Annotated in this window: 9 protein-coding genes; 2 read left to right on the top strand and 7 right to left on the bottom strand. The window is 47.4% G+C overall.

Going from position 1 to position 12,469, the window contains the following annotated elements; all coding sequences use genetic code 11:
• Nucleotides 1-401 precede the first annotated feature (401 nt).
• Complete coding sequence (gene fusA, locus GWI56_RS10810; RefSeq protein ID WP_105251504.1) at nt 402-2,495, top strand: elongation factor G; 2,094 nt, start codon at nt 402-404, stop codon at nt 2,493-2,495.
• Nucleotides 2,496-2,645: 150 nt separating this feature from the next.
• Here the strand turns inward: fusA and GWI56_RS10805 are convergent, their stop codons facing one another.
• Nucleotides 2,646-3,533, bottom strand: coding sequence for a LysR family transcriptional regulator (locus tag GWI56_RS10805; protein ID WP_198572890.1), 888 nt, complete (start codon nt 3,531-3,533; stop codon nt 2,646-2,648).
• A gap of 93 nt (nt 3,534-3,626) precedes the next feature.
• Here GWI56_RS10805 and GWI56_RS10800 point away from each other — a divergent pair, with 93 nt between their 5' ends.
• Nucleotides 3,627-3,779, top strand: coding sequence for a hypothetical protein (locus GWI56_RS10800; protein WP_081729124.1), 153 nt, complete (start codon nt 3,627-3,629; stop codon nt 3,777-3,779).
• Nucleotides 3,780-4,046: 267 nt separating this feature from the next.
• Here GWI56_RS10800 and napB read toward each other — a convergent pair whose 3' ends face one another.
• The 6 genes from napB to GWI56_RS10770 all read right to left on the bottom strand — a co-directional run bounded on the left by napB (nt 4,047) and on the right by GWI56_RS10770 (nt 12,208).
• Nucleotides 4,047-4,478, bottom strand: a complete 432-nt coding sequence (gene napB, locus GWI56_RS10795) for a nitrate reductase cytochrome c-type subunit NapB (protein ID WP_113939717.1) — start codon at nt 4,476-4,478, stop codon at nt 4,047-4,049.
• Nucleotides 4,475-6,970: a nitrate reductase catalytic subunit NapA gene (gene napA, locus GWI56_RS10790; RefSeq protein ID WP_198572889.1), complete on the bottom strand. Its 2,496-nt coding sequence runs from the start codon at nt 6,968-6,970 to the stop codon at nt 4,475-4,477. Before napA ends, napB begins: the two co-directional genes overlap by 4 nt.
• A complete protein-coding gene (locus tag GWI56_RS10785) occupies nt 6,967-7,236 on the bottom strand; it encodes a chaperone NapD (RefSeq protein WP_198572888.1) in 270 nt (89 codons plus the stop codon). The genes napA and GWI56_RS10785 overlap by 4 nt, the downstream gene beginning before the upstream one ends.
• A 439-nt stretch (nt 7,237-7,675) precedes the next feature.
• A complete protein-coding gene (locus tag GWI56_RS10780; protein ID WP_198572887.1) occupies nt 7,676-8,875 on the bottom strand; it encodes a lipocalin-like domain-containing protein in 1,200 nt (399 codons plus the stop codon).
• The gene (locus GWI56_RS10775) at nt 8,875-11,544 is read right to left on the bottom strand and encodes an ABC transporter permease (protein ID WP_198572886.1); all 2,670 of its coding nucleotides are present in this window, start codon (nt 11,542-11,544) and stop codon (nt 8,875-8,877) included. The genes GWI56_RS10780 and GWI56_RS10775 overlap by 1 nt, the downstream gene beginning before the upstream one ends.
• Nucleotides 11,534-12,208: an ABC transporter ATP-binding protein gene (locus tag GWI56_RS10770; RefSeq protein ID WP_168822486.1), complete on the bottom strand. Its 675-nt coding sequence runs from the start codon at nt 12,206-12,208 to the stop codon at nt 11,534-11,536. The genes GWI56_RS10775 and GWI56_RS10770 overlap by 11 nt, the downstream gene beginning before the upstream one ends.
• Between the last annotated feature and the right edge of the window lie 261 nt (nt 12,209-12,469).

Here is a 12,469-nt window from a genome sequence, read left to right as displayed (position 1 = left end):
TGATGAGTTTTAGCGACTACATCGTGGCCCATTGCGAGGCCGATTAAAAGTGGATGGGTCCATTCCATTATCCATGCTTGCAGGTTAATGTTTGATGTTTGTACTGACGATATGATAGAAATCCCTTGAAAATCGCTTTATCCCATTAAAATGAGGTTTATTTAAGGTTTTTCATTAATTGAGTGAAAAATAAGCTAAAGTGTTTTACTTATCTGTTTTAGTTCGTGTTTATGGCTCTTTACCTAAATTATTACGCGACTTTATCGTGAAAAAGTACTCTAGCCATTTGCGCCGAGCAGGGTTCCAATTTACAATATGCGCCTAAAATAATCTGATGTGCGGTGTGTCGGTGTTTGTCGCATACTCCGTCTACTTCTTAAACTACTCATTAAAGTTGAATCATGACCGAATTATCCAAATACAGAAACATTGGTATCTTCGCTCACGTTGACGCGGGTAAAACCACGACCACCGAGCGTATCCTTAAGCTAACCGGTAAAATCCATAAAATCGGTGAAGTTCACGATGGTGAATCTACCACTGACTTCATGGTACAGGAAGCTGAGCGCGGTATTACTATTCAGTCCGCTGCTGTAAGTTGCTTCTGGAAAGATCACCGTTTCAACGTTATCGACACCCCAGGACACGTTGACTTCACCGTTGAAGTTTATCGTTCTCTGAAAGTGCTTGATGGCGGTATCGGTGTATTCTGTGGTTCAGGCGGTGTTGAGCCTCAATCAGAAACTAACTGGCGCTATGCGAACGAATCTGAAGTTGCGCGTATTATCTTCGTAAACAAGTTAGACCGTATGGGTGCTGACTTCTTACGCGTTGTTAAGCAAACTAAAGACGTATTAGCTGCTACTCCACTGGTTATGGTTCTGCCAATCGGTGTTGAAGACGAATTTACTGGTGTTGTTGACCTATTAACTCGTAAAGCATACGTGTGGGATGATTCTGGTATTCCAGAAAACTTCGAAGTATTAGACGTTCCTGCTGATATGGTTGACATGGTTGAAGAATACCGTGAAATGCTGATCGAAACTGCAGTTGAACAAGACGATGCAGTGATGGAAGCGTACATGGAAGGCGAAGAGCCATCTATCGAAGACATCAAGCGTTGTATCCGTACTGGTACTCGCAAACTGGCATTCTTCCCAACATACTGTGGTTCTGCGTTCAAGAACAAAGGTATGCAACTGGTTCTTGATGCTGTTGTTGATTATTTACCAGCACCAGACGAAGTTGATCCACAACCATTGACTGACGAAGAAGGTAACGAAACTGGCGAATTCGCTATCGTTTCTGCTGATGAGCCATTAAAAGCGTTAGCGTTCAAAATCATGGATGACCGTTTCGGTGCCCTGACTTTCGTACGTATCTACTCAGGCCGTCTGAAGAAGGGTGATACCATTCTGAACAGCGCGACTGGCAAAACTGAACGTATCGGCCGTATGTGCGAAATGTACGCTGACGACCGTATTGAAATTGAATCAGCTCAAGCTGGCGATATTATCGCTATCGTGGGTATGAAGAACGTTCAAACTGGTCACACTTTATGTGACGTGAAACACCCAGTTACCTTAGAAGCTATGGTGTTCCCAGAGCCAGTTATCTCTATCGCAGTAGCGCCAAAAGATAAAGGCGGTTCTGAGAAAATGGGTATCGCTATCGGTAAGATGATCGCTGAAGATCCATCATTCCGCGTAGAAACTGACGAAGATTCAGGTGAAACCATCCTTAAAGGTATGGGCGAACTTCACTTAGACATCAAAGTCGACATTCTGAAGCGTACTTATGGTGTTGAATTGATCGTAGGTGAGCCACAAGTTGCTTACCGTGAAACCATTACTCAAATGGTTGAAGATCAATACACTCACAAGAAACAATCAGGTGGTTCTGGTCAATTCGGTAAGATCGAATATATCATCCGCCCAGGTGAGCCAAACACTGGTTTCGTGTTCAAATCTTCAGTTGTTGGTGGTAGCGTTCCGAAGGAATTCTGGCCAGCAGTTGAGAAAGGTTTCGCGAGCATGATGAACACAGGTACTATCGCTGGTTTCCCAGTGTTAGACGTTGAGTTCGAATTAACTGACGGTGCATTCCACGCAGTTGACTCATCAGCAATCGCGTTCGAAATCGCTGCTAAAGGCGCTTTCCGTCAGTCTATCGCTAAAGCTAAACCACAACTTCTTGAGCCAATCATGAAAGTTGACGTGTTCAGCCCTGATGACAACGTGGGTGATGTGATCGGTGACTTAAACCGTCGTCGCGGCATGATCAAAGACCAAGTTGCTGGTGTAACAGGTGTTCGCGTTAAAGCTGACGTACCGTTATCAGAAATGTTCGGTTATATCGGTACTTTACGTACAATGACTTCTGGTCGTGGTCAGTTCTCTATGGAGTTCTCACACTACAGCCAATGTCCAGCTAGCGTAGCTGAGAAAGTTGTTGCTCAAGTTAAAGAACGTAAGGCTGCTGAAGCTAAGAAGTAATTCTTAACTTACCTTAGCTAATAAAAACCGCTGTCGGCCCCTAGGCTCGCAGCGGTTTTTTATGGGCGAGATCCAACTGTAATCACCCGATACGGCTGACGAAGTTTCGTATCCCGTTGTTTAAAAAATGTCAGTTCTCGCTTTATTTTCTCAGTGTTCAGTTTTTTGTTTACTCAATTCGAGCAAGGCCTTGGCCGCCGGTGTTAAAGGTAAACTTTGGCGCCAAATAAGCGCCAGATCCCATGTCATTGCGGGCTGCATAGGTTTAAAGACCAGTTTACTGGTGTTTAATCTATTACAGATAGGCTCAGGTAAAATAGCGACGCCCATATCGGCTTCGACCATGGCGGCAAGGAAATCCCACTGGCCGCTGCGAAAGGCAATATTGAGTTGAACACCTGCTTTGCGACTGAGGCGATTAATCAGTTTAGCGAGGGAGAAGTCTTCGTTATAGAGGATAAAAGGATAGGGCTGGAAGTCCTGCCATTTTAAGTGGTCTTTCTCGGCTAAGGGATGTCCCTCGGGCAGGCATGCGAGTAAAGGGTACTTAGTCAGGGGTTGATTGACGAGTTCTGTCTCATGGGTCGTGGGGAGCGCGGTAAAGGCGATATCGAGACTGTTATTGAGCAATGCTTGTTCGCAGCCGAATCCACCGTACTCATACATGTGTAGTTCAACCCCCGGATAACGCTTACGATAGCTAGTGAGCAAACCAATAATAAGACTGCTCATCATAGGACATACACCCAGTCGCAACCGCCCCGATTTGAGACCGCTAAGGTTACTCATGTCCTCCTGCAGTCTATGCCATTGGCCGAGGATTTCCCGTGCACTGTGCTCAAAGAGCTGACCAGCTTGAGTTAACTCAACCTTTTGGTTATTCCGGATCAGCAAGGTTTCACCAAGGCTTTCTTCAAGTCTCTGGATTATTTTGCTTAGTGTCGGCTGGGTGATAAAACATTTCTGCGCGGCGCGGGTAAAGTTTTCAGTTTCCACTAAGGTCAGAAAACACTGTAAGGTCTTGATTGGGATGTTCATGCTCAAATGGAATCCATATTATGGAATTTATTCATTTTACTAATGATAGTCTAAGTATTACTTTGACCTTGTTAACAAAACAGGGGAATACCGATGAAATCAAGTTCAAGTCTGTGGGTAGGTGCTTTGTGGCAGGCGGCTATGCCTGTGGCAAAAGATGTACAAAACGCTAAAGCGGCGCAAGTAACTAAAACGGCTCCAGCGGGTGATTTGCATAAAGCAAAACAACAAGTAAACCCAGCCTAGGCTGGGTTTTTACTTTTCTGTGTTTTAGATTCTGCTCTTATTTTCATCTCCCTCGATTCTCACTTTGCCTTTTTAACTTCTGCTCAATCCCTTCCTTGATGAAAGTACTGTTCAGCAACGGACGCTGAACCAGCGATAGACGTTTAGTCTTATATTTACTTGAATACTCATTACTGGCTCTAAGCCAACTCATTAGGATAGGACGCTTAAATAGCAAAAAGCCACCCTAATCAATTCGGATGGCTTGGCTTTGCAGGGGATAGAGATTTACTTGCCGGAGAACTGATTCTCGACGAGTGGTTGCTTGTTTTCGGCCTGAGCGACATGGCATTGAGTACAGGCATAGTTATGTCCGTTAACTGTGCCTTTATCATCAATCACGTGGGACTTAGCTACTGGTGTGGCTTTCATGCGTTTTGCCTTGTCCCAACTATGGCAGCTTAAACAGCCATTTTTATCTAAGGTGATCTTGTAATCGTCCTTATGTGGGATGAGTGGGGGTTGTTCGCTAAAACTGCGCTCAATGGCGGTGCCGCGACTAGGATAAATCGCCATGGCATCGGCTGGGCGAATGTCGGTGATCGCCATGTTTCCTGCGAGGGATTGAATATTAACTGGTGCTACGTTGGTGTCGGTTTGCTGACCTGAACAGCCGGTAATGGCGACGAGTAACGCAGTTAAGGTGAGTATTTTTCTCATTGGTTATTCTCCGCCTTGAAGACTTTCACTGGGCATTTTTTAAAGTCAGTTTCTTTTGACAGGGGATCGGTCGCATCCAATATCAGTTTGTTGACTAACTGGCGCGCATCGAAGAAAGGCATAAATACTACGCCGCGTGGCGGTTTGTTACGGCCTTTGGTTTCAACTCGGGTTTTCACTTCACCGCGCGGTGAGGCCACTATGACTTCGTCACCACGTTGTACGCCGCGAGCTTTCGCATCTTCTGGATGCATGAAAATTTGCGCGTCGGGGTAGGCACGGTAAAGCTCTGGTACGCGGGCTGTCATCGAGCCTGTGTGCCAATGCTCCAGCACGCGGCCAGTCGACATCCATAAATCGTATTCTTCATTCGGCTCTTCGGCGGCGGGCTCATAGGGCAGGGCGAAAATCACCGCTTTGCCATCTGGCTTGCCATAGAATTTAAAGCCTTCACCCGCTTTGACATAAGGATCGCTCCCCTCAACGAAACGACGCAGAGTTTCTTTGCCATTAACGACTGGCCAGCGTAGGCCGCGGGTTTCATGGTAACGGTCAAAGTCGGCTAAATCATGGCCATGGCCACGACCGAAAGCTGCATATTCTTCGAAAATACCTTTTTGCAGGTAGAAACCGAAGTGTTCGCTCTCATCGTTTAATTCGGCTTTGCAATCGGAAATTGGGAACTTGTCGATCACGCCATTGGCAAATAGCACTTCATATAAGGTTTTATCCGCGTATTCCGGTTGTTTGGCTATCAGTTCGGCTGGCCAGACTTCGGAGACTTTGAATCGTTTCGAAAATTCGACTAGTTGCCACAGATCTGAGGTTGCGCCTTCTGGGGCTTTTACTTGCTGATGCCACATATGAGTACGGCGCTCGGCGTTGCCGTAAGCTCCTTCTTTCTCGACCCACATTGCCGTTGGCAAAATTAAATCTGCCGCCATAGCTGTGATGGTTGGATAAGGATCTGAAACCACGATAAAGTTTTCTGGGTTACGAAAGCCAGGGTAAATCTCATCGTTGATGTTAGGGCCTGCCTGCATATTATTGGTACACATGGTCCAGTAACAGTTGAGCTTGCCATCTTTGAGCATACGGCTCTGGAGTACGGCATGGTAGCCAGGTTTGGCGGGAATTGTCCCTTCTGGCACTTGCCATAGCTTTTCGGTAATGGCGCGGTGCTTGTCGTTAGTGACTTCCATATCGGCGGGTAAACGGTGGGCGAAAGTACCGACTTCACGGGCAGTCCCGCAAGCCGAAGGTTGACCTGTTAATGAAAAAGGACTGTTACCCGGTGTGGCAATTTTGCCCGTGAGCAAATGGATGTTGTAAAGCATGTTGTTCGCCCACACGCCGCGAACGTGTTGGTTAATGCCCATGGTCCACAGACTCATGACTTTAACGTTAGGGTCGGCATAGGCTTTGGCTAAAATCTCCAGCTTCTCTGGCTCGACGCCACTCATCTTGGCGGCATATTCCAGCGTATAAGTGCTGACAAACTTGGCATACTCGTCAAAGCTAATGGGCGTGGATTTACCATTGCCTGGATTTTTAGCTTTTTTCTCTAATGGATGTTCTGGACGCAGGCCATAGCCTATATCGTCAACGCCTAAGGCAAACTTAGTGTGTTTGGTAACAAAGTCGGTATTAACTGCTTTATTTTCAATAATGTAATTGGCGATATAGTTGAGGATCACTAAGTCCGACTGTGGGCGGAACACCATAGGGTTATCGGCTAAATCGAAGCTGCGGTTCTCAAAGGTCGACAGCACATGCACTCGGCACGTTGGACTGCTTAAACGTCTATCGGATATTCTTGCCCACAGAATTGGGTGCATCTCCGCCATGTTTGCGCCCCAGAGCACAAACTGATCGGCGGCTTCTAAATCGTCATAACAACCCATGGGCTCATCGATACCGAAGGTGCGCATAAAGCCGCCTACGGCTGAGGCCATGCAGTGGCGCGCATTAGGATCTATATTGTTGGTAAGGAAGCCTGCTTTATGAAGTTTAGAGGCGGCATAACCTTCCCAAATAGTCCATTGACCAGAGCCAAACATACCTACCGACGTCGGGCCTTTGGTGGCGAGACTGTGTTTCCATTTCGCGGCCATAGTATCGAAGGCCACATCCCAGCTGACTGGGGTGAACTCACCTTCTTTATGGTATTTGCCGTCTTTCATCCGCAGCAATGGCGTGGTTAATCTGTCCTTGCCGTACATGATTTTTGATAGGAAATAACCTTTAATACAGTTAAGGCCACGGTTGACTGGACTTTCAGGATCGCCCTTAGTGGCGACCACTTTGCCCGCTTGGGTGCCCACTAATACGCTACACCCCACACCGCAGAAACGGCAGGGAGCTTTATCCCACTTGATACTGTCAGCTTGTTCGGCGGCTTCGACCATCTTAATGGGAAGTGTGACGCCAACGGCCGTCGCAGCGGCAACCGCTGCGTTGGCCTTGAGAAACTCGCGGCGGCTTATGCTCATAATATTTCCTCACTCTCTTGTACTAAGGGTTCTACTTGGTGGTAAATCAAGCTGGCAGATAACACGCCGGACAGGGCATTGATGGCTTCAATATTGTCAAGAATCGCTCTTTGGCTACTCCCTTCTAGGGTAACGACCAATTTTCCTTCGGGTGTAATTGCATGAATATCAGTACCCACTAATGCGCGGATATTGGCTTCAACCTGCTGTAAGGCTTTAGGCGTGGCATGCACCACAAGGCTGGTGACGTGGTATTCCTGACTCATATGGGATGACCTGTAGTGGCGTAAACTCGGTTGCTTAAGATTAAAAAGGAGGGTAACCGAGTGCTGATACTGGCGAGTCTAGACCTGATAAAAAATGTGGGTATACCTCACAAGAGGTATTGCAAGCGATAGTCGATCCGGATCAAAGTTTTGCGAGTGATCTAACTCCCAGTTTGATATTTAAGCGGTTAGCACTGTCTTCACTAGGACATAGTGAGGAGTACATTTATGGAGAATACTATTGTGCATATCTGGAACCCGTGAACATTAACGGAAGCACAAGTGTGTAGATAGGAATCCTATACTTTTTTACCAATTACAGGTGTTTATAAAATTTCTGGGTAAGAGCAATAGCTGACGTGCATGCTTGCGAAATCCTGCGATAGAACATATTTAGAAATAATTAGTTATATTCACATTGTTTAGTATATATAAGACGTTAATAGCCCGTTAGCTCCATATAACCCGTACCTGTATGGCTGCCAGAGAGTTGCACTGGGCCTTCCCAGTAGGGCGTTGATAATGGCATAGCGCTATTGGTATTGAGCGGGATGATAGTGAGATCGATATTTTCGCTGGGGATTTTTACTTGCCAGCTAACGGGATAGTCGCCATTGACTGTGTGTTGCCATTTAAGAGGCGTCATCTGAATGTCATTGGGATTGTTAGTGGAATTGATGTTGCGACCTGTGCCATCGGCAAACATTCTTCTGGCGCTATAAAATGCTGAGATAGGTGCATTCTTTGCGGACTCTGCCGGAGACTGATCCCGTAACTGAAACAACATCAGCGTCGAGCCATCGTTTAACCTGAGCGCGAACCAATCCCAGCCCTGTTGCGTTTTAGTGAGAAATTGCGAGCTCCATTCCCTGTCGAGCCAACCTTGGCCTGTGACTTGCTCCACTTTGCCATTGCGGTTGATTTCACCTGAAATTTCAATAAAGGGTTGGCTGTAATAGTAAGAGGCTACTTGGCCGTCGCGGCTTTTAAGGCTATAGCCGTTAACGCCTTGGTATTGCAGTGGCGCTTGGCTATTAAGCTGAAGTCGATAGCTAAAATCAGAATTCTCCACCGTTAAGGTCGCGGGAAAGAGTGCATTGGTTTCGCTCTGCCAGTGCCAGTTATCGAGGCGGATTTGATAAGGATCTAAATTCACCTCGGCAAACTCGCTATGGCGGCGTGACCACTTTTCGTGGGCCAAGTGAGCATTACTCGAGGTTAATGCACTGTGGGCTAAATAAAGCTGCTGAGTCTCCCAAGTGGATTCACTTTTGGGCGTTGCATCTGTTACTTGCGGAACTGTTGTTTGTAGAGCGATTGTTTGCAGAGTTGTGGGTTTCAGGGCGACTCTAAACTGCGTCCACTGGACGCCGAGTTGCTCACCTGTTTCTGTGGTTAAATTCGCGGTCAGATACCACCATTCCTGACGAAAGCCATTGTGCGCCAAGTGATCCCGCGGAAATTCAAATCTATAGCCGGGAACAACAGGCGTAAAAGCTAAATCATCTTGATTAGTAGAGGTTTTCCCCACCACATTGGCCATGGATTTGGACTGAGTGTTTTGCGTCGATGGCGTTTTATCGCAGCCGCCGATCAGCATTAACCCAACCACTGCCCATACAATACTGAGTGTTTTCATCACAGGGTCTCCTGCTGCAGACTAGCGACCAGTGGCTTGCGGGTTTGCCAATACAGCGGTAAGAGTACGGCTAAGGTGCAGGTGGTTAAGGCAATCAGTATTGCATGGCCGTAAGCTTGCCAATCCCAAATCATTTTTATCGTCCAGCCAAAGGCTTGCAAGGTGATCTTATTAATAAGCAGGTAACCTAACAGCGCGCCCGTTGGCATAGCGAGCAGGCAAGTGATCAGTACCACAATCAACATCTGCATAAACACCATACCGCGCAGAGCATTACGACTGACGCCGAGGGAATACAGCCGTGCCAGTGGCGCTTGCCTTGCCTGAGTCAACATTAAGCAGGCACTAAAGAGGCCAATCGCGGCGACAATCAAGGTTAAACTATTCAGCACTAAGGTAATGGAAAAAGTGCGTTTAAACATAGCGATAGCTTGGGTTTTTATCTTAGTTTGGCTGTAGATTTGCGCTTGGGATAAACCTAACTCAGTCGCCAGTTGGACTTGTAGTTGATCCAGTTCTGCTTCGCTTATCCTACTGCCTTGCTCTTTACCGTGAAAACTTGCCGCTAAACTCACCGGCAGTACAGGTAACTGGGCCCGTTGCCAAAGTGGCTGGCTGATAATGACCTCGTTTCGGGTATTGCCGTGGTCATAATAAATGCCGCCAATAATGGCTTTGCTGCTACCTGTTTTCTCGAGCACATCCAATGACACAGTATCACCAAGCTGTAATTGGTATTTGATGGCAAGAGGCTCGCTCACCAATACAACGGGTGCATTAAAGTAGGATTGCCACAATGTGGGCAGGCTTTCCTTAAGCGCACTGGTGTGCCGAGTCGAAAATTCATCGCGACTGAGTAGACTCACCGGAATCGTCTGCTCGCTCGGATTATCCGTCGAAACTGGCAGTGAAAGCAGGGCTTCAATTTGCCACTGCTGATAAATACCGCTGACTCTAGGATCGTGCATCAATTGGGTTTGAATCGTGTCGATACGCTGGCTCGGTGGGCGGATATAGAGATCGGCATGCAAGCGAGTTTCTAGCCAAGTTCGCAGGGTTTGCTCGAAGCTTCCAACGAGGGTGTTCATCGACACATTGGCACTGAGCGCCAGCAAGATTGCCATCATAGCCAAGGAGAGCGGTGCAATAAGCTCACGGGTTTCGGCGAGCAGATATTGCCATAATCCAGGACGCGCCAAGGGCATTAACGCACTGACGCCCCAATGCAATAATTGCGGCAACAATAAGGGAATAGCGATAGCGACGATACCGAGCAACACTAAGCTGATGTTATAGCTTTGGCTGAAGGGAAACAGCAACGCTGCTAAGGTCAATAAGCCACAGGCTAAGGCAAATTGAATGCTATGGGTTTTGCGGTGTGCCTGCATTTGCTGATAACGATTCGCCCCTTGCGCCAATGCTTGGCGCGTAAGATCTAAATACAATGGCAAGCAAGCGGCGAGCGCGGCAATTAAGGTGAGGGCAATTGCCTCAAAAAGCCAAGTCCATTGCCAAATACCGGGGAGCAAGTGGGCGCCATACATTTGCTCTAAGGTCATGGCGACCATAGGTTGCAGCCAGTGGCTGAGTTGCAAACCACTGATAAAGCCCAAACTTGAACCTATGACAACTAACAAAATTAATTCGAACATCAGCGCCGTCATCAAGGCGCGGCGCTCGATTCCCTGTTGTAATAATTGCACTAATAGTTTTTGCCGTTTCATTAGGCTGTAGCGCACACCGTTGTAGGCGATAAAGAGGCCGACAACGAAGGCTAACATGCTCATGGCATTAAGATTAAGGTGAAAACTGCGGGTCAGCGCTATCAGCGCTTGACCTTGATCTTGCTGGCTAAAGCTGGCCTTTTGGGGCGTAATCCCTAAAGCGTCGAGTTGGGATTTTAGTTTAGGTAGGTTTTCTCGCTCACTGAACATGGCGATATAGCTCAATCTGCCTTGCATGTTTAGTAATCGCTGGGCGAGGGACATATCGGCCAAGATGGCGCTTCCTAGACCAAAACTGTCATCAATTGCAATGACATCTAAGGTGCTATTTTCTAAAACAAGTTTACCGTCGGGCGCCACTTTGGCTGCTAGGCTGCGGCTCATGATTACTGTGGCTGCGCCGTTGATGAGATCGGCAAGCGGTAAGTCATTCATCTGTGGTGAGGTGGCTGATTGTGTGTCAGTCGAGGCGTTACTTCTCGATTTTTGTAGTGTTAATGCAGCGATCAAATCGCTGCCTTCCAGTTGCCAGAACTGACCGTTTTTACCGGAGATTTTGCCACTTACGACGGCGAGACTCTGACTTAATCCGGCTCGTCTCAAGGCGAAATAGACAGATTCATCTAAAGTGTTTTGTCCTAGGGGCGGCGTGAGTAGCACATCGGCGCGTTGACTCAGTAACTCAGTCGCATCGCTATAGCTGCGCACGGCATTGTCATTGGTTGCCTTGACTCCAATGAGCAGAGTGACGGCTAAGGCGATACCGAGCAGAATGGCACCTGCTTGTATGGGCGCATGGCGATAATGGGCGATAAAAACCTTTAGGCTGAGCCACGTCAGCCTCAGCCAAGTTGACTTTAGCCAAGTTTGCTTAAGTCCAGTCTGTTTAAGTTCTGTTTGCTTAAGCGCTGTGGGAGTCGCCTTAGTGAGCTGTTTATTGTTCATAAATAGCGACTGCACCTTGGGATAAGTGCCAACGTTTTTGCATAAAGGCGGCGCACTCTTCGCTGTGGGTGACCATCAAGATACTGGTTTGGCTTTCCCGTGCCAGTTCACACAGTAATGCCATGACTTGCTTACCCGATACATCATCTAAGTTACCCGTAGGTTCGTCGGCCAGTAGCAAGGTCGGTTTATGGGCTAAGGCGCGGGCGATGGCGACGCGTTGTTGTTGACCGCCTGACAGGGCTTCAACTTGGCGGTGAAGTAATGGCAAGAGCCCTAGTTTTTCAACCAGATAGTCACACCAAGGCGACCATGGCTGCGCGGTTAAACTTAAGGAGAAGGCGATATTGTCTTTCACGTTGAGTGGCGTGAGTAAGTTAAATTGCTGAAACACGACACCTAAGGAATTACGTCTGAAACGGCTCCAATCTTTGTCTTGCCAAGTTGAGGTGGACGCTTGTTCTAGCAAGATTTCACCCGAGTCTGGCGTTTCAAAGCCGGCAATCAGGTTGAGTAAGGTGCTTTTGCCGCTGCCGCTGGGACCTGTAAGCGCCACGGTTTCACCTCTGTGGATCTGTAGATTGACCGCTTGCAGCACTTGATGATATTGCTCACCATCGCGAAAGCCTTTGGTGACTTGGTTAAGCTTAGCGACGTCGGCCATTGAGCAACTCCTTTATATCCATTGGCGGCGGGTGTGGTAAGCAGTGTTTCAAACTGCGGCTGCAACTTACTTAGTGGCCGCAATTTAGCATTGCCATTCTATGTTCAAGGTAAAGCATTTTCTATTCAGATAGATACTGATTTTTCTTGTAATAGGATCATCCACGGAGTAACAAAACATAAATCGTCATTTGGTGTAAAAATAGTCAACTGGATTAAATCCTCCGCGAACTGTGAGCAAACGGCTTGAGCTGACGCCGCA

This window comes from Shewanella sp. DW31, from assembly GCF_015767295.1.
GTDB classification, from domain to species: Bacteria; Pseudomonadota; Gammaproteobacteria; order Enterobacterales; family Shewanellaceae; genus Shewanella; species Shewanella oncorhynchi.
This window is presented reverse-complemented; position numbering and strand designations above follow the sequence as displayed.